Genomic DNA, 25,913 nt, shown 5'->3' with positions numbered 1-25,913 from the left:
CCTGAGAACCCTTGCGAATCATGCATAGGGGACATCGGTACCCAGGTCGGTGGGCGGTGTGCCGCGTGGCAGCAGCAGCGTAAAGCGCGCTCCGGCTGGCTGGCCTTGGGCGTTGAGGATCGTATCGCCCCGGATGCTGCCACCATGCGCCTGCACGATGGCGCGGCAAATCGCCAGCCCCAGGCCCACACCCGGCGTGGCGCTTTCGCGGGCGCCGCGCTCGAACTTTTCAAACAGCAGCTCTTCGCGGCCTTTGGGCAGGCCCGGGCCTTCGTCGGTGATGCTCAAGGCCACCGCATCACTTTGCGCCTGGGCGCTGATGCGGATGGCCGTGCCTGCGGGCGTGTACTTGGCGGCGTTCTCCAGCAGGTTGACCAGCACGCGCTCCATCAGCACGGCGTCGATCTGCAGCAGGGGCAGGTCGTCGGGCAGAGTCACTTCCACACGGTGCGCTGCAATGGCCGGGGCGCTGGCGGCCAGGGCGCTGCCCACCACTTCTTCCAGCGGCTGCCAGGCCTTGTTGAGCTGCACGGCTCCAGCCTCCAGGCGGGCCATGTCCAGCAGGTTGTTGACCAGCGCGCTCATGCGCTGGGCGGATTGTTGGATGGCGCCGGTCAGCTCTTGTTGATGGGCAGGCAGGGGCGGCTGCACCATGGCCAGCGATTCGGCCAGGCCCACCAGTGAGGCCAGCGGGGTGCGCAAATCGTGCGAGATGGCCGAGAGCAGCGAATTGCGCAGCCGCTCGGACTCGATCTGCACCGTGCTCTTTTGCGCCACGTCGATGTAGTGGATGCGTTCGAGCGAAATGGCCAGCAGCGAGGCGCAGGTCTGCAGCAGGCGGCGTGGCTCTACACCGGGCACCTGGCACTGTGGCATCGCAACGACAAGCACGCCACGGATGCGCATAGGCGCCTTCAGGGGCAGCACCAGCGTGGGGCTGGAGTGCAAGGTGTCCGTGCCCCGGCCTGCGGGCTCGCCGCGCTCAAATGCCCATTGCGCCACGGCCATGTCCACGGGGGCGGTGCCTCCGGGCAGCACCTGCAGGCGGTTATCGTCGTCGGCAACCACCAGCGTGCTGCCCGCACTGAATTCGCCCGTGATGAAACGGGCCCCGATCTCGGCCACCTGTTCGGGCAGCAGCGCGGCAGACAGGTCCCGTGCCATGTCGTACAGGCTGCGCACGCGGTGTTCGCGCTCGGTGGCGGCCTCGGCCTGCACCTTGAGCCCGGCGGTGAGCTGGCCCACCACCAGGGCCACCACCAACATGACGGCGAAGGTGACGACGTATTGCGCATCGCTCACCGCAAAGTTGAAGCGGGGCGGCACAAAGAAAAAGTCAAAGAACCCCACCCCCAGGAACGCCGCCATGATGGCTGGGCCGCGCCCAAAGCGCAGCGCCACGCCCACCACCACCAGCAAAAACAGCATGACGATGTTGGTCAGCTCCAGCACATTGGCCAGCGGCGTGGCCAAGACGGCGGCCAGGCAGCAGGCCAGCGCCGCAGCAATGTAGCCGGGCCAGAACGGTGTGCGTGGGGCTGCGGTGCGGGCGCGGGTGGCTTTGCGGTCTGTGTTGTCGGATCGACTGGGCAGTGTGCCCACCTGCAGCAGGTCCAGGTCGCTGGCGCGTTGGCCGATCTGTTCGGCCAACGTGGCTTGCCACGGCCAGCGGCGGGCGCTGCGGCCCATCACCACGCGCACCAGGTTGTGTTCGCGCGCATAGCGCACCAGGGCCTGTGCAGGCTGGGCGGCGGGCAGCACGGCGCAGGCGGCGGCGCCCAGTTGCTGCGCGATTTTCAGCGTGCGCTCCACCTGCGGGTGCAGGGTGGCCGACTGGCCTTGCTGTTCGGGTGTTTCCACATGCACGGCGTGCCAGGGCAGGTCGAGCTGGGCGGCCAGGCGGGCGCAGCTGCGCACCACTTTTTCGGCGTTGTCGCCGGTGCCCACGCAGGCCAGCAGGGCCTCGCGGTTGGGCCACACGGCGGCAGGCGTGGTGGTGCTGGCGCGGCGGTAGGCGCGCATTTCGTCGTCCACCCGGTCGGCGGTGCGGCGAAGGGCCAGCTCGCGCAGGGCCAGCAGGTTGCCTTTGCGAAAGAAGTTGGCGGCGGCGCGCTCGGCCTGTTGGGGCAGGTAGACCTTGCCAGCCTTCAGGCGCGCTAGCAGCTCGTCGGGCGGCAGGTCTACCACCACCACTTCGTCGGCGGCGTCAAAAAACTGGTCGGGCACCGTCTCCCACACGCGGATGCCGGTGATGCCGCTCACGATGTCGTTCAGGCTCTCCAGGTGCTGCACGTTCATGGTGGACCACACGTCGATGCCTGCGGCCAGCAGTTCTTCGGCGTCTTGCCAGCGCTTGGGGTGGCGCGAGCCCGGTGCGTTGCTGTGGGCCAGCTCATCGAGCAGCACCAGGCCCTCGGGGTTCGCGGCCCCCCAGGCCAGGGCGGCGTCCAGGTCAAATTCGGGCAGGGTGCGGTCTTTGTAGGGCAGGGCGCGCAGTGGCAGGCGGGGCAGGTGGGCCGTCTGTGCGTCGGTGTCGGCGCGGCCATGCGTCTCGACCACGCCAATGGTGACGGGCAGGCCCTGCGCCTGCGCCGCCCGCGCGGCAGACAGCATGGCAAAGGTCTTGCCCACCCCCGCGCAGGCGCCAAAAAACACCTTGAGCCGCCCGCGCTGCTGCTGGGCCTGCTCTTGCTGGATGCGCTGCAGCAGCGCGTCGGGGTCGGGGCGATCCTGCATGGGCACAGTGTACTCGTCAATTTGGAGTCAAATAGACCTCTAGCGCTTATCTATCAAGCGCAAGCAGCTATGGTTTTGGTAGCGAATCAAGCGCCAGGTTCAAGGCCAGCACGTTCACACGCGGCTCGCCCAGCAGGCCCAGCCAGGGGGTGTCGGTGTGCTGCTGCACCAGCGTCTCCACTTGCGCAACGGGCAGGCCCCGGGCGCGGGCCACGCGTTCGGCCTGGTAGGCGGCGGCTGCCGGGCTGATGTGTGGGTCCAGCCCGCTGGCCGACGCGGTGACCAGGTCCACAGGCACGGGGCGGGTGTTGCCCGGGTCGGCAGCGCGGAGCGCTTCAATGCGCGCCTTGACGTCATCGGTCAACGCCGGGTTGGTGGGGCCCAGGTTGGAGCCGCCGGACGCCGGTGCGTTGTAGGGCATGGGTGCCGTGGCCGAGGGGCGGCCCCAGAAGTGGCCGGGCTCGGTGAAGGCCTGGCCGATCAGCTCGGAGCCTACTGCCTTGCCACCCTGGGTGATGAGGCTGCCGTTGGCCTGGTGCGGGAAGGCCGTTTGCGCCAGCCCGGTCACTGCCAGCGGGTACAGCAGGCCGGTGACGATGGACAGCACGACAAACAGCGTGAGGGCAGGGCGCAGCAGGCCGCCTGGGCTGGCGGGCGCGTCGTCGCGGGGGATACGGATAGGCATACGATTTTCCTTTCAATGAAATTCCGGGAGCTGCGCATCAGACTGGCGCGGTCCGGGCCAGGGGACACCGAGCAAGGGCCGCCCCGCAGCGAGGGTGTCGTCCTCCTCCCCGCGTAGCGCAGCGATGCGAGAGGAGGGGGAAGGCGCGAAGCGACACAGGGGGAGGTCCTTATTCAACTCAACCCGGCTGCCGCCAGCACCATGTCAATCAACTTGATGCCAATGAACGGCACCACCATGCCCCCCAGCCCGTAAATGGCCAGGTTGCGGCGCAGCAGCGCGGCAGCGCCCACGGCGCGGTAGGGCACGCCCTTCAAGGCCAGTGGGATCAAAAAGATGATGATCAGCGCGTTGAACACCACGGCGGACAGGATGGCCGACGAGGGGCTGGCCAGGTGCATGAAGTTCAGCGCCGACAACTGTGGATAGGTGGTGACAAATGCCGCCGGGATGATGGCGAAGTACTTGGCAATGTCGTTGGCAATGCTGAAGGTGGTGAGCGAGCCGCGCGTCATCAGCATCTGCTTGCCGGTCTCCACGATCTCGATGAGCTTGGTGGGGTTGCTGTCCAGGTCTACCATGTTGCCTGCCTCCTTGGCGGCCTGGGTGCCGGTGTTCATGGCCACGGCCACGTCGGCTTGTGCCAGAGCGGGGGCGTCGTTGGTGCCGTCGCCCGTCATGGCCACCAGCTGGCCGGCGGCCTGGTAGCTGCGGATGAGCTGCAGCTTGGCCTCGGGGGTGGCCTCGGCCAGAAAGTCGTCCACACCTGCCTCAGCCGCAATGGCGGCGGCAGTGAGGCGGTTGTCGCCCGTCACCATCACGGTCTTGATGCCCATGCGGCGCAGCTCGGCAAATCGCTCCTTGATGCCGCCCTTGACCACGTCTTTGAGTTCCACCACGCCCAGCACGTGGGCGCCATCGGCCACCACCAGCGGGGTGCTGCCACGGCGCGATACATCGTCCACCGCCGTCTGCACGGCGGTCGGAAAGCGACCGCCCAGGGCCTCCACATGCTTGCGGATGGCATCGGCCGCGCCCTTGCGCAGCAGGCGGGGGCCGGGCAGGTCCACACCGCTCATGCGCGTTTGCGCAGTGAACGGCACGAACGTGGCTTGCAGGCTGGAGAGGTCACGTTCGCGCAGGTTGAACTTCTGCTTGGCCAGCACCACGATGCTGCGGCCTTCGGGCGTTTCGTCGGCCAGCGATGCAAGCTGCGCTGCATCGGCCAGGGCCGCATCGGTCACGCCGGGCGCGGACACGAACTGGCTGGCCTGCCGGTTGCCCAGGGTGATCGTGCCGGTCTTGTCCAGCAGCAGCACGTCCACGTCGCCCGCGGCCTCGACCGCACGGCCCGAGGTCGCAATCACATTGGCCTGCATCATGCGGCTCATGCCCGCCACGCCAATGGCGCTGAGCAGGCCAGCAATCGTGGTGGGGATCAGGCACACCAGCAGCGCCACCAGCACGACCAGGCTCACAGGCTCGCCCGCGCCGCTGGCCTGCACGCTGAACAGCGAGAACGGCAGCAGCGTGACCACCACGCCCAGGAACACGATGGTCAGCGCCACCAGCAGGATGGTCAGCGCGATTTCGTTGGGCGTCTTGTGGCGCTTGGCGTTCTCGACCATGGCGATCATGCGGTCCACAAAGGTCTCGCCGGGGTTCACGGCCACGCGCACCACCATCCAGTCCGACAGCACGCGGGTGCCGCCGGTCACGGCTGAGAAGTCGCCGCCCGATTCGCGGATCACCGGGGCGGATTCGCCGGTGATGGCGCTCTCGTCCACCGAGGCGACGCCGTCGATCACCTCGCCGTCGGCCGGTATGACGTCGCCCGCTTCAATGAGCACCACGTCGCCCTTGCGCAGGTTGCCGGCCTCCAGCGGCAGCCAGGTCATGGCAGTGCGTGGGGTGTTGCGGTCAAACTGGCCATCGAGCTTTTTCGCCCAGGTCTGTTTTTTCAGGCCACGCAGCGATGCCGCCTGGGCCTTGCTGCGGCCCTCGGCCATCGCCTCGGCAAAGTTGGCAAACAGCACCGTGAACCACAGCCATAGCGCCACGGCAGCGGTGAAGCCCTCGGGTTTGCTGGCGGCCAGTGCGGTGGTGAAGGCGCTGCCCACGTACACCACAAACATCACCGGGTTGCGCCATTGCACGCGCGGGTCCAGCTTCTTGAAAGCCTCCAGCAGCGCGGGGCGTACCAGGGCGGGGTCGAATAGGGTCAATGTCTTGCGACTCATCACAATCTCCCAGATATCTCGTTAACGGTGCCAGAGCGGGCGTCATGCATTGGGTGTTCGTTGATCGATAAATCGACCGAGATCGGTGTCAGGCTAGGCGCAAACCACAGCCATAGCACCGCTATGGCGAGGATTTGCAACGCCGCATGGCATCGATATTCGGGTGATTTATTCAACGAATGCCCGATGCATGACGCCTAAGTGCTCGACCACCGGGCCCAGCGCCAGCGCAGGTACATAGTTCAGCAAACCCACCAGCAGCACCACGCCAGCCAGCAGTGCCACAAACAGCGGGCCGTGCGTGGGCAGGGTGCCGTCGGTGGCGGTGGCGCGCTTCTTGGCGGCCAGGGCACCGGCCATGGCCAGCACGGGCACGATCACGCCAAACCGCCCCAGCCACATGGCCACGGCCAGCAGCGTGTTGTAGAACGGGGTGTTGGCCGACAGGCCTGCAAAGGCGCTGCCGTTGTTGTTGGCGGCGGAAGACAGCGCATACAGCACCTCGCTGAACCCATGCGCGCCCGGGTTGGCCAGGCCAGCGCGGCCCGCCTCGCTCATCACCGCTACGGCAGTGCCCAGCAGCACCAGCAGCGGGGTGATGAGGATCGCGATGGACACAAGCTTCATCTCGTGCGCCTCGATCTTCTTGCCCAGGTATTCGGGCGTGCGGCCAATCATCAGCCCGGCAATGAACACGGCCATGATGGCGAACACCAGCATGCCGTACAGGCCCGAGCCCACGCCGCCAAATACCACCTCGCCCATCTGCATGAGCACCATGGGCACCATGCCGCCCAGGGGCGTGAAGCTGTCGTGCATGGCAATCACCGCGCCGCAGCTAGCGGCCGTGGTGATGACGGCGAACAGGGCCGAGGTGGCAATGCCAAAGCGCGTTTCCTTGCCTTCCATGTTGCCGCCCGCCTGCAGGGCGCTGGCGGCCTGGTCCACGCCCAGTGAGGCCAGTAGCGGGTTGCCTTGCTGCTCGAAGGCGGTGGCTGCTGCTACTGCGACCACGAAGAGGAGACTCATCGTTGCCAGAATCGTCCAGCCCTGGCGCTCATCGCCCACCATGCGGCCAAACACCAGGCACAGCGCGGCGGGGATGAGGAAGATCGCCAGCATCTGCAGCAGGTTGCTGGCGGCCGATGGGTTCTCGAACGGGTGGGCCGAGTTGGCGTTGAAGAAGCCACCGCCGTTGGTGCCCAGCATCTTGATGGCTAGCTGTGAGGCCACGGGGCCCATGGCCAGCGTCTGGGTGGTTTGTGTGGCGGGCTCGGTGACCGGGGCGCCTTGTGCGTCGAGCACGGGATGGCCTGCGCTATCGAGCTTGGGGGCGTCGTAGTGGACGGGCTCCAGCGTCTGTGCCTCGGTATAGGGTGACAGGTTCTGGATCACGCCCTGGCCTGCAAACACTACGGCCAGCACCAGCGACAGAGGGAGCAGCACCCACAGCGTGGCACGGGTCAGGTCGGCCCATACGTTGCCGATGGATTGTGCAGAGTGCCTTGAAAAACCACGCACCAGTGCAATGACCACCACAAGACCTGTGGCGGCAGACAGAAAGTTCTGCACCGTCAGCGCCAGCATCTGCGTGAGGTAGCTCATGGTGCTCTCGCCACCATAGCCTTGCCAGTTGGTGTTGGTGACAAAGCTGATGGCCGTGTTGAAGGCCGAGTCCGGCGACACGGCAGCCATGCCTTGCGGGTTGAGGGGCAACACCGCCTGCCAGCGTTGCAGCGCATACACGGCCAGCACGCCCAGGCCGTTGAACACCAGCAGGCCCAGCGCGTAGCGCAGCCAGCCAGTTTCTTCGTCGGGCCGCACGCCAGCCAGTTTGAACAGCGGCCCCTCCAGCCGCCGCCCCAGGGCAAAGCGGCCTGCCATGACGGCGTCAATCCAGCGCGCCAGCGGCCAAGCCAGCGCCAGCAGCAGTGCGATAAACACTGCCAATTGCAGCCAGGCACCGGTGCTCATGAAAAGTCCTCCGGCCGCAGCAGCACAGCGACCAGGTACACCAACAGGGCAGCAGCCAGCACGGCCGCCAGAATCATCCAGCCGCTGGTCATGACCGCCCCCCTTGCGCTTGCTGTTGCAGCCGCGCGCAACCCTGGGCCAGCCCATAGACAGCCAGCCAGAGCAGGCCTGCTGTCGGCAAAAATATCCAGTCCATAGCGTTCTCCTTGAGACATGGACCGATGCTAGGAATGGCCGCATCAAGACGAGCGCAAGAGTGCGGGGTGGGGTATCAAGATCGCATCAAGATGCGCGGGCGCGCGGCCGGACTATCAAACAGGTGTGTGGTGGTGTGCTATCCAGTTGATAGCTGTTGGCGCTTTATCTTCCTGCGCTATAGGCTGTTTTTGCTCTGATTCACCTTTGTGCGGGGCACGGGTTGGCTGGTGGTGGTGCAGGCGTTGGGTGTGTCTGCTGCTGCACGCCTTGCTGGGGCACACGCTGAGGCTTTCTAGCAAGGGAGCCGGGTCAGAGCAGTGCTTGGACGCGAGCCCGGAGCCAAGGCGCTCGCAAGGTGAGATCATCCCCACCCCGGTTTTCGTTTCTTTTCTTCATGACCCAGGCCACTCCACTCCGTCCCAGCGCTTCCAGTCCGCTCGATTCCCTCGTCCCTCTGCTGTTTGTGGCGCTCTGGAGCACCGGCTTTATCGGCGCCAAGCTGGGGCTGCCGTATGTGGAGCCACTGACCTTTCTGGCGCTGCGGTTTGCCATCGTCATCGTGCTCATGCTCGCGGTGGTCGCCGTGGCGCGTGCGCCGTGGCCGCCAACGGGAAGGGCCTGGCTGCACATTGGGGTGTCGGGCCTGCTGGTGCACGGCGTGTACCTGGGCGGGGTGTTCATGGCCATCGGGCACGGGCTGCCGTCGGGCATCACGGCGCTGGTGGTGGGGTTGCAGCCACTGCTGACCGCCCTGGTGGCCGGGGCTTTGCTGGGCGAGAAAGTGCGGCCTGCACAGTGGGCGGGCCTGGCCCTGGGCTTTACCGGCGTGGCGCTGGTGGTGGCCGGCAAGGTGGCCACCGTGCCAGCCAATGCACTGATGGGCATGCTGCTGCCCGCTGTGGTCGCGCTGCTGGGCATCACGGCCGGCACGCTGTACCAGAAACGGTTTTGCCCCTCGTTCGACTTGCGCACGGGCTCGGTGATTCAGTACCTGCCCTGTGCCGTGGCCATGGCCGCCGTCGCCTACGCCACCGAATCCATGGCCATATCGTGGACCGGCGAATTTGTGTTTGCGCTGGGCTGGCTCGTGCTGGTGCTCTCGCTGGGGGCCGTGAGCCTGCTGAACCTGCTCATTCGCCGGGGCGGCGCAGTGAATGTGGCCAGTCTGTTCTACCTGACCCCGCCCACCACCGCGCTGATCGCCTGGGCCATGTTTGGCGAGACGCTCAGCGGCTGGGCGCTGGTGGGGATGGCGTTGGCAGTGGCGGGGGTGTGGCTGGCGCGGCAGACGAGGTAGGGCCTCAATAGGCCCTGCAGATCACAGCTTGCGCAGTCGCTCCAGCGCGGCGCGCAGAGTTTCGTCCTTCTTGGCAAAGCAGAACCGCACCACGCGCTGGTCAAACCCGTCACCGTAGAACGCTGACAGCGGAATCGCGGCGACGCCCACCTCGCGGGTGAGCCACTGGCAGAAATCGGCCTCGTTCAAGTCGCTGATCGCCGAGATGTCCACGCACTGGAAGTAGCTCCCGGTACTGGGCAGCAGCTTGAAGCGCGAGCCCTCCAAGCCCTGGCGGAACAGGTCGCGCTTGGCCTGGTAGAACGCGGGCAGTTGCAGGTAGGGCGCGGGGTCCTGCAGGTAGGCGGCCAGCCCGTGCTGCATGGGCGTGTTGACGGTGAACACGTTGAACTGGTGCACCTTGCGGAACTCGGCCGTCAGCGCCGCGGGCGCGGCCACGGTGCCGACTTTCCAGCCCGTGACGTGGAAGGTCTTGCCAAAGCTCGACACGATGAAGGCGCGGGCGGCCAGGCCCGCAAAGCGCGCTGCGCTCTGGTGCTCGGCGCCGTCGAACACCATGTGCTCGTACACCTCATCGCTGATGAGCAGGATGTCGGTGGGGGCGAGCAGTGCTTCGAGCTGGCGCATTTCCTCGGCCGTCCAGATGGTGGCGCTGGGGTTGTGCGGGCTGTTGATGAGGATGGCGCGGGTGCGCGGCGTGGTGGCAGCGCTGATCTTGGCAAAGTCAGGGCGGAAGGTGCCGGGCGTGAGCGGCACGCGCACCGCCTTGCCTCCCGCCAACTCGATGTTGGGCACGTAGCTGTCGTAGCAGGGGTCGAGCACGATCACCTCATCACCCGGGTGCACGATGGCCAGGATGGCGGTGATGATGGCCTGCGTGGCGCCAGCGGTGATGGTGATTTCGGTATTGGGGTTGTAGGCGCGGCCGTGCAGCGCCTCGATCTTGCGGGCCACGGCCTCGCGCAGCGCGGGGATGCCGGGCATGGGCGGGTACTGGTTGTGCCCGGCCTGCATGGCAGCGGTGACGGCGTTCACCAGCTCGGGGGCGCATTCAAAGTCTGGGAAGCCCTGGCCCAGGTTGACGGCCTTGTGCTCGGTGGCCAGGGCCGACATCACGGTGAAGATGGTGGTGCCGACATGGGGCAGCTTGCTGGGGAATGAAGGAGTGCTCATTGCGTAGTGTCAATCATTGGAAATCGGCGCAGCGTTTATCGACCTGAAGGCCGCGGAGCAGGCCAAGCCAGCAGACGCCGTGGAACTGGCTTTGCCAGGCCACGGGCGGCGTCCCCTGGAGGGGGAAGACGCGAAGCGGCTCAGGGGGTGTTTCAAAGTTCGTAGTCGTTGACGTGCCCCGTCATCGCACGTGCGATAAGGTCGCGGCTCAGCCGGTCGCTCAGCAGTTCGGCAAATTTGTAGACGAAGTTGCGCAGGTAGGCGCTGCGCTTGAAGGCAACGCGTGCCACGCTCTGCCCGAAAAGGTGGCCCACAGGGCGCACGGCCAGGTCGCCCACCGGGTCGTCGCGCATGGCCATCTCGGCCACGATGCCGATGCCCAGGCCCAGGCGCACGTAGGTCTTGATCACGTCGGAGTCAATGGCTTCGAGCACGATGCGCGGCTGCAGCTTGCGGGCGGCAAAGGCCTGGTCGATCTTGCCCCGGCCGGTGAAGGAGGGGTGGTAGGTAATCAGCGCCTCATGTGCGAGGTCGTCTAGGCCGATGCGTTCCTTCTGCGCCAGCGGGTGGTCGTTGGGCACCACCAGCACGTGCTGCCATTCGTAGCAGGGCAGGGTCACGAGTTCAGGGTAGTCAGCCAGCGATTCGGTGGCCATGCCGATCTCGGCCACTTCGTCGATCACCATGCGCGCCACCTCGTGCGGCGTGGCCTGGTGCAGGCTGATGTTGACCTTCGGGTAGGCCTCGCGCAGCCGGGCCACGGGCACGGGCAGCACATACCGGGCCTGGGTGTGGGTGGTGGCGATGCTGAGCGTGCCGCTGTCTTGTGCGCTGAACTGCTCGCCAATGCGCTTCAAGTTACCCACCTCGCGCATGATGACTTCGATGCTTTTGAGCACGTGCTGGCCGGGCTCGGTGATGCGCTTGAGGCGTTTGCCGTGGCGGGCAAAGATGTCCACGCCCAGTTCTTCTTCCAGCTCGATGATGGCCTTGGAAACGCCTGGCTGGGAGGTGTGGAGCGCCTTGGCGGCTTCGGTCAGGTTGAGGTTGCGGCGGGCGGCCTCTTGAACGAAGCGGAATTGGTGCAGGTTCATATCTGATATCACCTAAAGGGTTGCATCATTATGCTGCAAGCATCTAAGGCGTTTCAACGGAACCCGTCAGTTTTGGGGCGTCTCGCAGGCGATTTCTGCCATCAATGCGGTCATCCGCGGATCTTCGCCGATGGCGGTCTGCACATGGAATTGGACGCCCGGGTGGGCGGCGTGCAGGTCCTGCACCAAAAGGGGCAGATCTTCGCGCGCATGTTTGCCGGTGCCCAGGAACATGGGCACCACGGTGACCTGCGTGGCGCCCTGTGTGGCGAGTTGCTGGGCGGCATCTGCCAGCGATGGTGTGCACAGTTCCAGGTAGGCGCACAGAACCGGCCGGCCGGGCTGCTGCGCGGTGATGCGCGCAGCAACGGCCTCCAGCGGCATGCGCCACATGGGGTCCCGCGAACCGTGTGCGAATAAAATGATAGCGGCTTGCGCTTGCTGCATAAGCGGTAGAGGCCAAAAAGGCTTTAAAAAGTTTTACCGGCGAAGCACCAGCCAGCCAAAGGCCGCCAGCGATAGCACGGAATAGATGAGCCCCGGCGCGGCGGCGGTGAGCCAGGGCGACCAGTTCTGGAGGTTGCCTGCGTAGCCGAATACGTTGTTCAGCAGGAAGAAGCTGATGCCCGCCATGACGCCGCCAAAAACATAGCCTGCAATGCCGCCCGAGCGGAAATGCAGGTAGGCAAAGGGCAGGGCCAGCACCACCATCACCAGGCAGCTGAGGGGGTAGAAGACCTTGCGCCAGAACTCGATTTCATACCGCTGGGCAGACTGGCCGTTGGCGTCCAGATGGCGGATGTACTGGAACAGGTCGATGGTGGCCATGCGGTCGGGCTTGAGCAGCGAGGCGGCCACCATGTCGGCGCTGATGCGCGTGGGCCACTGCAGGGTGGGGGCATCCAGGTGCTCCACGCGCGCCTCGTCGTTGCCGCGTTGTTCGAAGCGGCTGCGCTGCACCTTCTCCAGGTTCCAGGCACCGTCCGGCCCAAACTGGCCGGATGCGGCCCGCGTCTGCGAGGCGAGTCGGCCCTTGGCATCGAATTCAAAGATACGCACGTCCAGCATGCCGCCATTGGGTGTGAGGGCGCGCACGTTCACGGCATAGGAGTGGTCGTCCTGGCGCTCTTTGAGCCAGGCGCCCGTGGCGCCAGTGGTCAGGCGCCCCAGGTACCGCACCTTGACGAGTTGGGCGGCGCGGTCGGTCAGCGGCGCAATGTAGTCGCCTACCGCAAAGGTCAACAGTACAAAGAAGCCCCCCAGCGCCACCAAGGTGCGCAAGGCGCGCCACGGGCCCATGCCGCTGGTGCGCATGATGGTGAACTCGGAGCTTTGGGCGAGCCGCGCCATCACGAAGATGGTTCCGATGAGCACGGTAATGGGCAGCAATTCGTACAGGTGGCTGGGAATGCTCAGCACCACGAACAGGAATGCGTGCGAGAGCTGGTAGCCCTCGGCGCCGGTGCGGCCCACCCAGCGCAGTTCGTCCACCAAGTCAAAAAAGAAAAACAGCGCCAGAAATCCGGCGGTGACAAAGGCCACGGCGAACAGGGCTTCGCGGTGGATCAGGCGGCGAATGGTTTTCATGCGGGGCTCCTGGTCGGACGGGGCTGCCAGAGCCGCCGCACGGTCCAGTGGTTGTGGCGCGCAGCCAGGATCAGCAGCGACATGGTCAGCATGCCGCCATGCAGCAGCACCATGAAGCTCAGCAGGCCCAACCGGCCCGCACCCACCCAGCTTTGCCCCAGCGTCATGAGGTTGTAGTACACGATGAAGGCAAAAAGCGCGAACACCAGGCTGGTGCTGCGCGCAGCGCGCGGGTTGACGCTGGCCACGGCCAGGCCCAGTACGACGAAGTTGATGGCGGCCAGCGCCAGCCCCAGGCGCCAGCCCAGCTCGGCGCGGTAGGCGGGCAAGGGTTGCATCAGCAGCTCGTGCGTGGCGCGGGTCTTCACAGACAGTTCTTCCGCCGAGCCTGCGGGTGCCGACCCAATGCGGGTGCCGTATTCAGCGAACTCGCTGATCTTGACGCCGGGTTTGTCGCGCGAGGTCTCCAGCCGTTGGCCCTCGCTCAGCACGGCCATGCGCTCGCCGCCCCGTGTCTCCAGGCGGGCGCTGCGCGCAGAGGTCACGGATTCGCGGGCGCCGTCGGTGGCGGCGATGAAGATGTTGTTGCCAGCCTGCGTGTCGGGGCTGTCCTTGTCGATGAAGAACACCCGGCTGCCGTTGGAGGATTCCTGGAATTCGCCGGGCGCGATGCGGTCGATGTCGCTGCGTTGTTCGTAGCGCGTCTTGAGCTCCTGAATCTGGGAGTTGGCCCAGGGCCACACCAGCAGCGACAGCACAGCAATGACCACCATGACCGGCCACGCAAAACGCAGCAAGGGCCGCAGCAGGCTGATGAGGCCACGGCCGCTGGCAAACCAGATGACCATTTCGCTGTCACGGTACATGCGCGAAAGTGTGCCGACCACAGCGATGAAGAGGCTCAGGCTCAAGATGGTGGGCAACTGCCCCAGCACGGTGAAGCCCATGACCAGCATCACATCGGAAGGGCTCACGCTGCCCTTGGATGCCTGTCCCAGGGTGCGGATGAGCATCATGGTCATGACCACGGTCACCAGCACCACGAGCGTCGCGCCAAAGCTGCGCGCCAGCTCCTTGCGGATGGATGAATCGAATAACATTGGCTAGGAGCGCGCTATGCACTTTTGCGTGCATATCAAAGTGCATAGCACGCTCAAAAGGAAAACACCGATTATGAACTTTGATCTCAAGACCCTTGACCTTGCTGCGGCAGCTTCAGAGAAATGCGACCTGCTGGTTGTGCTGCTTCCTGAGGGCTTCAAGCCCGGCAAGGATGCGCTGTCCGCCCTGGCGGCCCTGGCGCTCAAGAACGGGGATCTGGCCACCAAGGCGGGCAAGCACCTGCAGCTGTACCAGGTGCCTGCCGTTGCCGCCCGTCGCGTAGTGTTGGTGGGGCAGGGTGACGGATCTGCCCGTGCCACCCGCCAGGCGCTGCAGGCGGTGGGGGGGGCGGTCAAGGCGCCGCAGACCAAACGGGTAGTGTTGTGTTTTGCCGGAGCCGTGCAAGCCGCTTCTGTCAGCGCCGCTGTGCAGGCCGTGGCCGAAGTGAGCTATGTCTACACCACCACCAAGACCAAGGTGGAGGCGCGCAGCCTGAGCCGCTGCGTGGTGGGTGTACCCACCGCCCCGGATGTGCGCGAGGACTTCGACGCCGGTGTGGCGCTGGTGGCTGGGGTGGAGTTTGCGCGGGAATGGGGCAACCGCCCCGCCAACCATGCCACCCCCACCCTGCTCGCCGATGCCGCCAAGACCCTGAGCAAGCTGCCCCGCATCCAGTGCAAGGTCCACGGCCCGGCCGAAGTTGCCCGGTTGGGCATGGGCGCCTTCCTCGCTGTGGCAAGGGGTTCCGAGGAACCCCTGAGATTCATCGAATTGCGCTACAACGGCGCGGCCAAGGACCAGGCTCCCGTCGTGCTGGTGGGCAAGGGCATTACGTTCGATACCGGGGGCATCTCCATCAAGCCTGCCCCGGAGATGGACGAGATGAAGTTCGACATGTGCGGCGCTGCCAGCGTGCTGGGCACCTTTCGCGCTCTGGGAGAGTTGCAGCCCTCGATCAATGTGGTGGGGCTGATACCCGCCTGCGAGAACATGCCCGATGGCCGTGCCGTCAAGCCGGGTGACGTGGTCACGAGCATGAGCGGTCAGACCATCGAAATCCTGAACACCGACGCCGAAGGCCGTCTGGTGCTTTGCGATGCGCTCACCTACGCCGCCCGCTTCAAGCCTGCCGCCGTGGTGGACATCGCCACCCTGACCGGCGCCTGCGTGATTGCGCTCGGTGGTGTGCGCAGTGGTCTGTTCGCCAACAACGATCCCCTGGCATCCGCATTGCAGCAGGCTGGCGAGTCTGCCCAGGACCCTTGCTGGCGCATGCCGCTGGACGACGACTATGCCGATGGTCTCAAGAGCAATTTCGCCGACATGGGCAATGTAGCCGGCCGTGCGGGGGGCTCCATCACCGCCGCGAAGTTCCTGCAAAAGTACGTGGGCGACGTGCCATGGGCGCACCTGGATATTGCTGGCACGGCCTGGAAGGGTGGCGCCGCCAAAGGTGCCACAGGGCGGCCGGTGGGACTTCTGGTGCACTATCTGATGGGCCAGGCCCGTGCCAAGCCGGTTTCCAAGCCTGCGGCGGCAAAACGCTCCGTGCGCACCAAGACGGCCTGAGCGTGCCATGACCGAGGTTGCGTTTCATTTCAATGCGCCGGACAAGCTGGCCTACGCATGCCGCTTTGCGCGCAAGGTGCAGCGCAGCGGGGCCCGCTTGGTGATTGCGGCTCCGCCCGACACGCTGGCGGCACTGGATCGCATGCTCTGGACCCTTGCTCCGCAAGACTTTGTAGCCCATTGCCTGGGCGATGCCGATGAAGAACTGGTCCAGGCATCTCCTGTGCTGCTGACGGCCGATGCCCGCTCTGCCCCGCACCATGACGTGCTGCTGAACCTGCACGCCGAGGTGCCGGAGGGATTTGGCCGGTTTGATCGGTTGGTGGAAGTGGTGAGTGCGCAGGACGAGTTGGATCGCGGCGAGGCCCGGGCGCGCTGGCGCCACTATGCATCGCGCGGCTATGCCATCACCCGCCACGACTTGGTGCTGAAAGCTGGCTGATGGCGCTGCCTCCTCCCAAAACGCCCCCGCGCTTTGTTCCCACCCTCACCGAAGTGGTGCAGGTGCCGGACTCCGCGCCTCTGCCGCCAGCGTCCTCTGCACCATTGCGCACCACGGTCATGTCTCCGTCCGCGTTGCCCGCTGCAAGACCCAGCCCGACAGCAGCGCAGCCTGCGGCACGCCCGCTGAGCCCACCTTTGCCCAGTGCCCGCCCGCCTGCCGTGATGGCGCCACGCCCTGCTGCACCAGCGCCTATGCAGGCCGCGCCCGCCCCCGCCCCAGTGGTTCACCGGGCTCCCGTTGCGGCGGTAGCGGCTCCCACGTCTTCGTCTTCGCCTGCATCTCTCGCATCCACCCTCGGGTCTTCAAAGACGCCCAGACCGCAGCTCACCCGGCCACTGCCTGAAGGCATGGAGGAGTACATGGTGCACAGAGTCATGCAGCGTGTGGACGTTGTGCTGGATCAACGTTTGCGCGAAGCCATCGCCACCGTGGTGCAGGAGCAGACACGATCGGTGCTGCCGCGACTGCGTGAAGAGATTGAATCCGTGGTCCGGCATGCCGTGTACGAGGCGGTGGCGGACGAGCTGGCCAGTGGCGCGGCCTCGGTGCCAAAGGGATGACAGGGTATTCCCCTGTGGTTTCTCTCGCGTTTAATCGTGTTCCCTAATGATCTGGCCCGTAAATTGCGATATGTTCGCCTGCGTTGAGACACAAGAAGATTCTCAGCGTTTATCTTTACTGGAGATTTGATATGCAATTGAAGTTGAAACTGACCGTGGTTGCTGCTATCGCGGCTGTTGCTGGTGTGGCCTCTGCACAAGAGCAGGTGGTCAAGATCGGCCATGTGGCTCCGGTTTCCGGCGCTCAAGCCCACTACGGCAAGGACAACGAAAATGGCGCCCGCATGGCCATTGAAGAGCTGAACGCTCAAGGCATCACCATCGGCGGCAAGAAGATCAAGTTCGAACTTCAAGCTGAAGATGACGCTGCCGATCCAAAGCAGGGCACGGCCGCTGCACAAAAGCTGTGCGACTCCAAAGTTGCAGGCGTTGTCGGCCACCTCAACTCCGGTACCACCATTCCTGCTTCCAAGGTCTACAACGACTGCGGCATCCCGATGGTGACGGGCGCTGCGACCAACCCCAACCTCACCAAGCCTGGCTACAAGACCACCTTCCGTATCATCGCCAATGACAACGCCCTGGGCGCTGGCCTGGCGTTCTATGCTGTGGATACGCTCAAGCTGAAGACCGTTGCCATCATCGACGACCGTACCGCTTACGGCCAAGGTGTGGCAGACGTGTTCAAGAAGACTGCCACTGCCAAGGGCATGAAAGTGGTGGACGAGCAGTTCACGACCGACAAGGCTACCGACTTCATGGCCATCCTGACGGCCATCAAGTCCAAGAACCCTGATGCCGTGTTCTACGGCGGTATGGACCCTCAAGCCGGCCCCATGCTGCGCCAGATGGAACAACTGGGCATGGGCAACGTCAAGTACTTCGGTGGTGACGGCGTCTGCACGTCTGAAATCGCCAAGCTCGCAGCGGGTGCCAAGACCCTGGGCAACGTGATCTGTGCTGAAGGCGGCTCTTCGCTGGCCAAGATGCCCGGCGGCACGGCCTGGAAGGCCAAGTACGATGCCAAGTACCCCAACCAATTCCAGGTTTACAGCCCTTACACCTACGACGCCACGTTCCTGCTGGTGGACGCCATGAAGCGCGCCAATTCCGTGGACCCCAAGGTCTATGTGAACGAACTGGCCAAGTCCAGCTTCAAGGGTGTGACCTCCACCATCGCTTTTGAACCCAATGGCGAAATGAAGAACCCCGCCATCACTCTGTACGTCTACAAGGACGGCAAGAAGACCCCTCTGTAATCGGAGTGGTCTCGCTCTTCAAGGTCTTTTTGGCTTTGGAGAGCTCCAAACAAAAGGGCTTCCTTTGGGAAGCCCTTTTTTATTGTTGAAATGCAGCTGGGTTGGGGTGTTCTGCTTGGCTGCTCAATGCCCCGCAGCAGGAGTTTGTTGAAGACAGGAGCGATGACCAAAACCGGCGCTAGGCGCAGCAGAGGGTGCAACCGTACTGGGGTCAGGCGCTTCCAATCTTGCTGGTTCCCCCGGTAGCGAGGATGGATTTGCCCGATTTTTGTGCCAGATTAACGCCTCACCTGCAGTGCGCCTGGATTCACGATGTTGGTGGGAGTGCCTTTGATGAAATTCACCACATTGTCGAACGCTGCACCAAAATAAAGCTCATAGCTGTCTTGCTCGACATAGCCAATGTGGGGCGTGCAAATGCAGTTCTCCAGCCGCAGCAGAGCATGGCCCTGAAGGATGGGTTCGCTCTCGAATACATCGACTGCGGCCATGCCGGGGCGGCCCCGGTTCAGGGCTGCAATCAGGGCATCGGTCTCAATCAGCTCGGCACGCGAAGTGTTGACCAGCAGGGAGGTGGGCTTCATGCAAGACAGATCTTCGAGTGAGACGATGCCGCGCGTTTCGTCGTTGAGCCGAAGGTGGAGCGAGATCACATCGCATTGCGAGAAAAACTCCTCGCACGTGGTGGCAGCCTGGTACCCATCCGTCAAGGCCTGGGCGCGTGATGCTTCACGCCCCCAAATGCGGACGTTCATTCCAAAAGCACGCCCGTAGCCCGCCACCAATTGGCCAATGCGGCCATAACCCCAGATACCCAGCGTTTTGCCCCGCAGCACGCTGCCAAGGCCAAAATTGGGAGGCATGGATGCCGTCTTCAGCCCTGATTGTTGCCAGGCGCCATGCTTGAGGTTGGAGATGTACTGCGGCAGTCGGCGCATTGCGGCCATGACAAGTGCCCACGTCAGCTCTGCGGGGGCCACGGGTGAGCCTATGCCTTCTGCCACTGCAATCCCACGTTCCGTACAGGCAGCTACATCAATGTGACTGCCGATCTTGCCGGTTTGCGCGATGAGCTTGAGGCGGGGAAGTTTCTCCACCAGTTGACGGGTGATCTGGGTGCGCTCCCGCACGAGCACGATGATGTCAGCGTCTTTGAGGCGGACGGACAGCTGGCCCAGCCCCTTGACGGTGTTGGTGTAGACCTTGGCGGTGTACGCGTCGAGCCGGGATGCGCAGTGAAGCTTGCGGACTGCGTCCTGGTAGTCGTCGAGAATCACAATGTTCATTCCGACATTGTGCCTTGGCCACGCCGGCCGTTTCATACCGGACCGCCTCCTGGCACAGGAAAGGATGGGGCTTTTGGTGACGGAGTGTTGGCGACCTCGACAAGCGCCGTCCACAGCGATCAGGCAGCATCCTCCATATACAAAGCAGTCAATGGATCGCTGGGTGGTGCATGCCTTGGGCTCAACAGGCGTGCAGCGCCGCCTCGGATGCAGCCAGGCGGTCCAGCTCGGCGCACACATCGGCCATGCGGCCGGCGATCACCAGTCGGCCTGAGCCGCCCGATGTGGGGACCCTGCGCAGGACCTTGGCAGCCCTGCCGCCTAAGCCGTCTGCCAATCTGGATGATCCACAGGCAACGCGGGTAGCGGCAGGCGGCGGTATGGACGCCCGGGCATCGGTATTGGTGGCCACAAACCGCGTGGTGGCACCGGTGGGTGGTGTCTGTGGGCTGACCGTAAAGGGCCAGTTGCCTCGCGGTGGACGTTGACTGGGGATGTTGGATGAACGGCGGGGCTTGTCAGCGCCTTCTGATCTGCTCCTGCGGCCCGGGTCCGCGTCATCGGGATGGGAGCGGGGCGCAGGCAGGTCTGCTGCAGACGGCTCCTTGAAGGTGTGGAGCCAATGGGTCAAGGTACGCAGAGTGCTGGAGAGCGCAGAAAAGGTGGTCAAGGCAATTCCCATGTGAAAACTCCGAGGGTCGGGGGTTGGACATAGGCAGGATTGCAAAGTAAACCGGCACCGCAGGGCTGGCGTACCGGTTTTACCAGTGCGCCAAACGCCCGCCACCTGCAGCGCGGCAGCTAACGAACTAATTCATAAGTGCATGCGATGGAGCGCTGTGGCTACATCAGCATGGTGTTGCGGATGAGGCCGACGGCGAGCCCTTCAATCTCAAAGGGTTCGCCGGGCTGTACTACGATGACCGGGTAATCCGGGTTCTCGGGCAGCAGTTCGATGGCGGTCGCAGTACGGCGCAGGCGCTTGACCGTCACATCGTCTCCCAGACGGGCCACGATGATCTGGCCGTTGCGGGCTTCGCGGGTGGACTGCACGGCCAGCAGATCGCCATCCATGATTCCGGCATCGCGCATCGACATACCGCGCACTTTGAGCAGGTAATCGGGCTTGTGATGGAACAGGCTGTTTTCCACACTGTAGGTTTGGTCAACGTGTTCCTGCGCGAGAATGGGCGACCCTGCCGCCACACGTCCCACCAGGGGTAGCACCAGTTGTGAGAGCCCGGGAATCGGCAGGCTGAACTGGTTGCCGCGCGCTGCGTTGATGGAGCGCACGGTGTCACCGCGCAACCGGATGCCACGGGATGTGCCACTGACCAGCTCGATTACGCCTTTGCGCGCCAGCGCCTGGAGATGTTCTTCTGCCGCGTTGGCCGACTTGAACCCCAGTTCGGCAGCGATCTCTGCACGGGTGGGGGGCGCCCCGGTGCGTGCAATGGCCGTCTGGATGAGATCCAGAATCTGTTGCTGGCGGGCAGTGAGTTTCGGGTTGTCGAGCATGGTGGTTTCCGGTGGAGGCGGCTACAGTGATGGACAACTGTTTTTTAATCCAGTAACTGTATTTTTCACCAGTTTTTCGGAGTACGCAAGTGAGTGGGCAAAAAATTGTGGTTTTGGGCACCGGAGGCACCATTGCAGGCACGTCCGCGCAGGCTGGCGACAACATCGGCTACACCGCTGCGCAGGTAGGGGTCGGGCAACTGCTTGCAGCTGTTCCCGGATTGCAGCAGGCCGCGCGGGGCGTGCTGGTGGCGGAGCAGGTGGCCCAGATCGACAGCAAGGACATGGATGGCCAGGTGTGGCAGGCGCTGGCGCTGCGCTGTGCGCACCACCTGGAAGATCCCGAGGTGCGTGGTGTAGTCATTACCCACGGAACCGACACGCTGGAAGAGACGGCGTGGTTTCTGCACGAAGTGCTGGACACCCGCGCGAAACCCGTGGTGCTGACCTGTGCCATGCGCCCGGCCACGGCGCTCACGCCCGATGGGCCTCAGAATCTTCTGGACGCTGTTGCTGTGGCGGTCACGCCCGGCGCACGGGGTGTGCTGGCGGTCGCCGCTGGCGAAATTCATGGGGCACGGCAGGTTCAGAAGGTGCACCCCTACCGGGTGAATGCGTTCAACTCGGGCGAGGCCGGGCCTTTGGGTTGGGTGGAGGAGGGGGCTGTCCGCCTTGTGCAGGATTGGCCCTTGGCGCTTGGTGTTCCAGCATTGAATGCTATTGAAAATGTAGTGAATGCCGCAGCCTGGCCCCGCGTGGAAGTGGTCATCAGCCACGCTGGCGCATCGGGAACCATGGTGGACGCACTGGTGCGGGATGGGGTCCAGGGGCTGGTGGTGGCCTGCACGGGCAATGGCACCATCCACCATGCTCTGGAGGCCGCATTGCTGCGTGCCCAGGAGGCGGGTGTGCGCGTGGTGCGATCCACACGCTGCCCCGAGGGGCAGGTGCTGCCCAAGCCGGGGGACGCATTGCCGGACTCCCAGGGTCTATCTCCCTTGAAGGCCAGGATCTCGCTGATGCTCGAACTGCTGCACTGAGCAACAAGGCCGCCCGATGTTTTTTGCAGCTCTTAAGTCCCATGCGTGGGCTTACCCCGCGCTGGAGGTGGTGCACATCGTGGGCATTGCCTTGCTGCTGGGCAATTTGGTCTTGCTGGAGTTGCGGGTGTTTGGCCGTGGGGCGGCGCTGCCTGTCAAGGACTTGGCGCGGCTCAGCCTGTCGCTGGCGTTGTGTGGTTTTGGCCTGGCAGCGGCGTCGGGCCTCTTGATGTTTGCCACGCAGCCTGCCGAACTGCTCGCCAGCCGCGCATTCACCTTGAAGATGCTGCTGTTAATGCTTGCAGGTTGCAACGCAGCGTGGTTCCATGGGCGGGGTTCGCTGGCTCGCCTGGATGCCCTGGCCCGGGTACAGATGCTGGGTTCCACCGTGATCTGGCTGGCTGTGGTGGTGTGTGGCCGCTGGATTGCTTACCTCTGATCGACATGACAAGGAGAAAACCGATGAGCCTGCAACGCCGCCACGTGCTCCTGGCCGCCACGGCCATTCCCTGGGGCGCGCGTGCCCACCATGGGTGGAGCAGTTTTGACCCCGACCGTCCCATCTACCTGGAAGGCACCGTGCGCAAAGTGCGCTGGCAAAACCCACACGCCGAGCTGGAGCTGGAGACACCTGCCGAACTGAAGCTGCCGGCGGATCTGGCCCAGCGTGCGGTGCCTGCGCAGGCGTCCCCCGTGGATGGCAAGGCCTTGCTGGCCAAGACGGTTTTGCCCACCCGCAAAGACCGCCGCTGGGAGGTGGAGCTGGCGCCCCTGACCCGCATGCAGGCCTGGCAGGTGCAGGAGATCAAACCCGGCACTGCGGTATCGGTGGTGGGCTTTACCCTGCGCGAAGAGAAGGGTGACGCGGTGCTGCGGGCGGAATACCTGTTTGTGGATGGCAAAGCCTACGGCTTACGCTCCAGCCCAGCCTGACCCACCGGTATGGCACGGGTATAGCCACGCGAAAGGCTGGAAGCGGGTTCCCTGCGCCGCATAAAAAAAGCGACGCCCTGCTGCCACGGCGTCGCTGGTTGCCGGGGGCGAAAGCCCCATGCCTTAACTGGCCAGTGCCTGCAGTGCGCGTGCCGTGATCTCGTCCACGCTGCCCGTGCCGCTGATGGCGCGGTACTTGGGGGCCAGCTCGGGTTCGGCCTGGGCCCAATTGCTGTAATAGTCCACCAGGGGGCGCGTCTGGTCGCTGTAGACCTGCAGGCGCTTCTTGACGGTTTCTTCCTTGTCGTCTTCGCGCTGGATCAGCTCTTCGCCCGTCACGTCGTCCTTGCCTTCCACCTTGGGCGGGTTGAACTTGACATGGTAGGTGCGGCCGCTGGCGGGGTGCGAGCGGCGGCCGCTCATGCGTTCGATGATGGCGTCAAAAGGCACATCGATTTCGAGCACGTAGTCGAGCTTGACGCCCGCTGCCTTCATGGCATCGGCCTGGGGAATGGTGCGGGGGAAGCCGTCGAACAGGAAGCCGTTGGCGCAGTCTGCTTGCGTGATGCGCTCCTTGACGAGACCGATGATGATGTCGTCACTGACCAGGGCGCCCGAATCCATCACCGCCTTGGCCTGCAGGCCCAGAGGGGTGCCGGCCTTGACGGCTGCGCGCAGCATGTCGCCGGTGGAGATCTGGGGGATGCCGTACTTCTGGCAGATGAACGTGGCTTGCGTGCCCTTTCCGGCGCCAGGCGCGCCCAACAAAATCAGTCTCATGGAAGTCCTCGAAGGTTAGAAATCGGTTGGCGCCGCTGGCGGGGACGTTCGAAGGGCGCCTGAAGCCGTTCTGTGCGCCCGGGATGCGGTGCTCTCGTTGCGGTCGAGGATAGCATGCGACTCCCTTGCGCTGACTTACATGCTGCACCGGGTTGGGCAGGGGTGTCGCAGGGTGGATAGCCGGGGCATTCGGCGGACCGGCGCGGCGCGCGCCACCGGCCCGCTCCTCATCGGAAAAGGCTGCGAACCCGTTCCAGGTCTGCGGGCGTATCCACGCCCGGGCCAGGGGCTGCGTTGGCCAGGTGAACCGCAATGCGGTGGCCGTGCCACAGGGCGCGCAGTTGCTCCAGCGCTTCCACCGCCTCGGTGGGGGCGGGTGCCAGGGCAGGAAATTGGCGCAGAAAGCCTGCGCGATAGCTGTAGACGCCCACATGCCGCAGTGGCGCGAATCCCGCCAGGTCCGCCACACCGGGTGCCGCCGCCTCGGCGGCACCTTGCCACCAGGCCAATCCCATATGGTCCCGCGCAAAAGGGATGGGCGCGCGGCTGAAGTAGTGGGCTAGGCCACGCGCGTCCAGCACCACTTTCACCACGTTGGGGTTGGTGTAGTCGGCCAGTGACGCAATGGCGTGGGCTGCGGTGCCCATGCTGGCCTCCGGCTGGGTGGGCAGGAGGGCTGCCACAGCGTCGATGAGGCCGGGGTCTATCAAAGGTTCATCGCCTTGCACGTTGACGACCACGTCGTCCCCGTCCAGGCCCAGCTGGGTACAGGCTTCGGCCAGGCGGTCGCTGCCGCTGGGGTGGTCGGCGCGGGTCAGTATCGCTTGCACGCCATGGGCGGTGCAGGCCTGCAGGATGCGGGGGTCATCGGCTGCCACCACCACGCGGGCTGCTGCACTTTGGGCGGCACGCTGGGCCACCCGTACCACCATGGGCAGGCCCGCGATATCGGCCAGGGGTTTGTCGGGCAAGCGGCTGGATGCCATGCGCGCTGGGATCAGCACCGTGAAGCGACCGCTCGCGGTTGGAGCGCCTGGCGTGCCGGGATCCGTTGCTGCGCTCACTGCTCCAGTTCCTCGTCGGTGAGTGTGCGGGCTTCGTTTTCGAGCAGCACCGGAATGCCGTCCCGCACCGGATAGGCCAGGCGAGCGCTGCGGGAGACCAGTTCCTGGGCATCGCGGTCGTAGGTCAGCGGGCCTTTGGTGACGGGGCAGACCAGCAGTTCAAGCAGTTTGGGATCCATGGTGACAGCGCTTTCCAGGAGGTTCGTTCGGGCAGGCAAGGATGATAGCGGCGGCCCGGGCGGTGAATCGTTAATGCCTGTGGACGCCCAAGGCCAGCAGGCGCACATCCAGCGCTGCGAAAAAGGCCGGGTCAATGTGCAATTGCAGGGGCACGGCCAACGCGTCCGGGTGGTGTTGCCAGAGCTTGACAGCGTCTTTTTCGGTGCAAATTAGCGGGTAGCGCTTGTCAGATGAGCGGGTCCAGCTATCAAAATCATAGTGATCTGGCAAGGCTTCCGTGTGTGCCAGCTGCAGCGCCTCAGCCTGCAGCATGGCAAAGAACACTTCGGGGCGTGCCACGGCCGCCGCGGCATGCAGCGGCTGGCCTTGCAGGTCCGACAGTGGTACCCGGGTGCCGTCCGCACGCAAGGCATAGGGGGCCAGTCGGCGTTGCAGGCCATAGGCATGGGCGGGGTCGCTTCCAGGCGGCAGAGTCCCTGCGTGCAGCACAAAATCCACCGCGCGTGGCCAGGGCTCACGCAGGGGCCCCGCTGGCAGCAGGAAAGCGTTGCCCACGCCCTGTTCGTTGAAGATGCAGACCTCCAGATCGCGCGCCAGGGCCAGGTGCTGCAGGCCATCGTCGCAAACGATCACGTCGGTGTTTGGGTGGGCAGCCCGCAGGGCGCGGGCGGCGGTGATGCGGCGAGGCGCCACAAACACGGGCACCCGGCAGTTGCGCGCGATAAGGGCGGGTTCATCGCCCACCTCATGGGCGGGGCTGTCGGGCGTCACCTCGCGGCAGTCGGTGGTGCTGCGGCCGTAGCCGCGTGAGACCACGCCGGGGCGCAGGCCCAGACCTTGCAGATGCTGGACAACGGCAATGACCACGGGGGTTTTACCTGCGCCTCCGGCAATCACGTTGCCCACGACGATGACCGGGCGGCCAGGGTGCTCCGCCTTCAGCAGGCCGATGCGGTAAAGCCCGCGCCGCATACCGACCAGCGTGCGGTAGACCCGCGAGACCGGCCACAGCACCCAGGCGAGCGGGCCGCGTGTCTGCCAGATTTTCTGGAGCCCGGAGGCGGGTGGGGGGAGGGCTGCGCCCCGCAATGCGGGGGCGCTGGGCGAGGGCGGCTGCAGCCCGGGGGCAGCCAT

The 25,913-nt window shown here is 64.9% G+C and carries 26 protein-coding genes; 8 read left to right on the top strand and 18 right to left on the bottom strand.

Annotated elements, in window-relative coordinates; translation table 11 throughout:
• Positions 1 to 18 precede the first annotated feature (18 nt).
• The 5 genes from EXV95_RS05560 to kdpF form a co-directional block, all read right to left on the bottom strand.
• Positions 19 to 2,736 (bottom strand): DUF4118 domain-containing protein, encoded by a 2,718-nt coding sequence (locus EXV95_RS05560; protein ID WP_176886111.1) that lies wholly within the window; start codon positions 2,734 to 2,736, stop codon positions 19 to 21.
• Positions 2,737 to 2,803: 67 nt separating this feature from the next.
• Positions 2,804 to 3,421 (bottom strand): potassium-transporting ATPase subunit KdpC, encoded by a 618-nt coding sequence (gene kdpC / locus EXV95_RS05555; RefSeq protein ID WP_176886110.1) that lies wholly within the window; start codon positions 3,419 to 3,421, stop codon positions 2,804 to 2,806.
• 173 nt (positions 3,422 to 3,594) lie between these two features.
• Positions 3,595 to 5,661: a potassium-transporting ATPase subunit KdpB gene (kdpB, locus tag EXV95_RS05550; RefSeq protein WP_176886109.1), complete on the bottom strand. Its 2,067-nt coding sequence runs from the start codon at positions 5,659 to 5,661 to the stop codon at positions 3,595 to 3,597.
• Positions 5,662 to 5,829: 168 nt separating this feature from the next.
• Positions 5,830 to 7,635 (bottom strand): potassium-transporting ATPase subunit KdpA, encoded by a 1,806-nt coding sequence (gene kdpA, locus EXV95_RS05545; RefSeq protein WP_176886108.1) that lies wholly within the window; start codon positions 7,633 to 7,635, stop codon positions 5,830 to 5,832.
• Positions 7,632 to 7,727 carry a K(+)-transporting ATPase subunit F gene (gene kdpF / locus EXV95_RS05540; RefSeq protein WP_010458774.1) on the bottom strand — a complete coding sequence of 32 codons (96 nt, stop codon included), beginning with the start codon at positions 7,725 to 7,727 and terminating at the stop codon, positions 7,632 to 7,634. The genes kdpA and kdpF overlap by 4 nt, the downstream gene beginning before the upstream one ends.
• A gap of 500 nt (positions 7,728 to 8,227) precedes the next feature.
• On the opposite strand from kdpF, the gene EXV95_RS05535 reads away from it, so the two are divergent.
• Complete coding sequence (locus EXV95_RS05535) at positions 8,228 to 9,130, top strand: DMT family transporter (protein WP_176886107.1); 903 nt, start codon at positions 8,228 to 8,230, stop codon at positions 9,128 to 9,130.
• A gap of 21 nt (positions 9,131 to 9,151) precedes the next feature.
• On the opposite strand, the gene EXV95_RS05530 is transcribed toward EXV95_RS05535, so the two are convergent.
• The 5 genes from EXV95_RS05530 to lptF all read right to left on the bottom strand — a co-directional run bounded on the left by EXV95_RS05530 (position 9,152) and on the right by lptF (position 14,084).
• Entirely contained in the window at positions 9,152 to 10,303 is a 1,152-nt protein-coding gene (locus EXV95_RS05530) for a pyridoxal phosphate-dependent aminotransferase (protein WP_176886106.1), read from the bottom strand.
• 152 nt (positions 10,304 to 10,455) lie between these two features.
• Positions 10,456 to 11,397 (bottom strand): CysB family HTH-type transcriptional regulator, encoded by a 942-nt coding sequence (locus EXV95_RS05525; RefSeq protein ID WP_010458783.1) that lies wholly within the window; start codon positions 11,395 to 11,397, stop codon positions 10,456 to 10,458.
• 66 nt (positions 11,398 to 11,463) lie between these two features.
• Positions 11,464 to 11,790, bottom strand: a complete 327-nt coding sequence (locus tag EXV95_RS05520; RefSeq protein WP_370460195.1) for a sirohydrochlorin chelatase — start codon at positions 11,788 to 11,790, stop codon at positions 11,464 to 11,466.
• 87 nt (positions 11,791 to 11,877) lie between these two features.
• Positions 11,878 to 12,984 carry an LPS export ABC transporter permease LptG gene (gene lptG / locus EXV95_RS05515; RefSeq protein ID WP_176886104.1) on the bottom strand — a complete coding sequence of 369 codons (1,107 nt, stop codon included), beginning with the start codon at positions 12,982 to 12,984 and terminating at the stop codon, positions 11,878 to 11,880.
• Complete coding sequence (lptF, locus tag EXV95_RS05510; RefSeq protein ID WP_176886103.1) at positions 12,981 to 14,084, bottom strand: LPS export ABC transporter permease LptF; 1,104 nt, start codon at positions 14,082 to 14,084, stop codon at positions 12,981 to 12,983. Before lptF ends, lptG begins: the two co-directional genes overlap by 4 nt.
• A 73-nt stretch (positions 14,085 to 14,157) precedes the next feature.
• On the opposite strand from lptF, the gene EXV95_RS05505 reads away from it, so the two are divergent.
• The gene (locus EXV95_RS05505) at positions 14,158 to 15,654 is read left to right on the top strand and encodes a leucyl aminopeptidase (RefSeq protein WP_121506227.1); all 1,497 of its coding nucleotides are present in this window, start codon (positions 14,158 to 14,160) and stop codon (positions 15,652 to 15,654) included.
• A 7-nt stretch (positions 15,655 to 15,661) separates the two neighbouring features.
• On the top strand, positions 15,662 to 16,096 hold the full coding sequence (locus tag EXV95_RS05500; protein ID WP_176886102.1) for a DNA polymerase III subunit chi: 435 nt from the start codon (positions 15,662 to 15,664) through the stop codon (positions 16,094 to 16,096).
• Positions 16,097 to 16,382: 286 nt separating this feature from the next.
• On the opposite strand, the gene EXV95_RS05495 is transcribed toward EXV95_RS05500, so the two are convergent.
• On the bottom strand, positions 16,383 to 16,520 hold the full coding sequence (locus tag EXV95_RS05495) for a hypothetical protein (RefSeq protein WP_176886101.1): 138 nt from the start codon (positions 16,518 to 16,520) through the stop codon (positions 16,383 to 16,385).
• Between EXV95_RS05495 and EXV95_RS05490 the strand changes: the two genes are divergently transcribed.
• Positions 16,519 to 16,719, top strand: coding sequence for a hypothetical protein (locus EXV95_RS05490; RefSeq protein ID WP_055396105.1), 201 nt, complete (start codon positions 16,519 to 16,521; stop codon positions 16,717 to 16,719). The two genes, EXV95_RS05495 and EXV95_RS05490, sit on opposite strands and share 2 nt — an antisense overlap.
• A gap of 131 nt (positions 16,720 to 16,850) precedes the next feature.
• Positions 16,851 to 17,978 carry a branched-chain amino acid ABC transporter substrate-binding protein gene (locus EXV95_RS05485; RefSeq protein ID WP_055396025.1) on the top strand — a complete coding sequence of 376 codons (1,128 nt, stop codon included), beginning with the start codon at positions 16,851 to 16,853 and terminating at the stop codon, positions 17,976 to 17,978.
• Between the two features lie 278 nt (positions 17,979 to 18,256).
• Here EXV95_RS05485 and EXV95_RS05480 read toward each other — a convergent pair whose 3' ends face one another.
• The 3 genes from EXV95_RS05480 to lexA all read right to left on the bottom strand — a co-directional run bounded on the left by EXV95_RS05480 (position 18,257) and on the right by lexA (position 20,782).
• Positions 18,257 to 19,264 carry a D-2-hydroxyacid dehydrogenase family protein gene (locus EXV95_RS05480; protein WP_176886100.1) on the bottom strand — a complete coding sequence of 336 codons (1,008 nt, stop codon included), beginning with the start codon at positions 19,262 to 19,264 and terminating at the stop codon, positions 18,257 to 18,259.
• Between the two features lie 181 nt (positions 19,265 to 19,445).
• A complete protein-coding gene (locus EXV95_RS05475) occupies positions 19,446 to 19,934 on the bottom strand; it encodes a hypothetical protein (RefSeq protein ID WP_176885328.1) in 489 nt (162 codons plus the stop codon).
• 173 nt (positions 19,935 to 20,107) lie between these two features.
• Positions 20,108 to 20,782, bottom strand: coding sequence for a transcriptional repressor LexA (lexA, locus tag EXV95_RS05470; protein WP_176886099.1), 675 nt, complete (start codon positions 20,780 to 20,782; stop codon positions 20,108 to 20,110).
• A gap of 89 nt (positions 20,783 to 20,871) precedes the next feature.
• Here lexA and EXV95_RS05465 point away from each other — a divergent pair, with 89 nt between their 5' ends.
• Genes EXV95_RS05465 through EXV95_RS05455 form a run of 3 tightly spaced genes read left to right on the top strand, consistent with a single transcriptional unit; the run spans position 20,872 to position 22,755 of the window.
• Entirely contained in the window at positions 20,872 to 21,822 is a 951-nt protein-coding gene (locus tag EXV95_RS05465) for an asparaginase (protein WP_176886098.1), read from the top strand.
• 16 nt (positions 21,823 to 21,838) lie between these two features.
• Entirely contained in the window at positions 21,839 to 22,261 is a 423-nt protein-coding gene (locus tag EXV95_RS05460; RefSeq protein WP_055396033.1) for a hypothetical protein, read from the top strand.
• 23 nt (positions 22,262 to 22,284) lie between these two features.
• Positions 22,285 to 22,755: a DUF6152 family protein gene (locus EXV95_RS05455; protein WP_121420289.1), complete on the top strand. Its 471-nt coding sequence runs from the start codon at positions 22,285 to 22,287 to the stop codon at positions 22,753 to 22,755.
• Positions 22,756 to 22,878: 123 nt separating this feature from the next.
• Here the strand turns inward: EXV95_RS05455 and adk are convergent, their stop codons facing one another.
• The 4 genes from adk to lpxK all read right to left on the bottom strand — a co-directional run bounded on the left by adk (position 22,879) and on the right by lpxK (position 25,913).
• Positions 22,879 to 23,535 (bottom strand): adenylate kinase, encoded by a 657-nt coding sequence (adk, locus tag EXV95_RS05450; protein WP_121420288.1) that lies wholly within the window; start codon positions 23,533 to 23,535, stop codon positions 22,879 to 22,881.
• 227 nt (positions 23,536 to 23,762) lie between these two features.
• Positions 23,763 to 24,521 (bottom strand): 3-deoxy-manno-octulosonate cytidylyltransferase, encoded by a 759-nt coding sequence (gene kdsB, locus EXV95_RS05445; protein WP_370460256.1) that lies wholly within the window; start codon positions 24,519 to 24,521, stop codon positions 23,763 to 23,765.
• A 74-nt stretch (positions 24,522 to 24,595) separates the two neighbouring features.
• On the bottom strand, positions 24,596 to 24,778 hold the full coding sequence (locus tag EXV95_RS05440) for a Trm112 family protein (RefSeq protein ID WP_010458810.1): 183 nt from the start codon (positions 24,776 to 24,778) through the stop codon (positions 24,596 to 24,598).
• A gap of 70 nt (positions 24,779 to 24,848) precedes the next feature.
• Entirely contained in the window at positions 24,849 to 25,913 is a 1,065-nt protein-coding gene (gene lpxK / locus EXV95_RS05435; RefSeq protein WP_176886096.1) for a tetraacyldisaccharide 4'-kinase, read from the bottom strand.

Origin of the sequence: Acidovorax sp. JMULE5, from assembly GCF_013376875.1 — a bacterium.
GTDB lineage: Bacteria > Pseudomonadota > Gammaproteobacteria > Burkholderiales > Burkholderiaceae_C > Acidovorax > Acidovorax facilis.
This window is presented reverse-complemented; position numbering and strand designations above follow the sequence as displayed.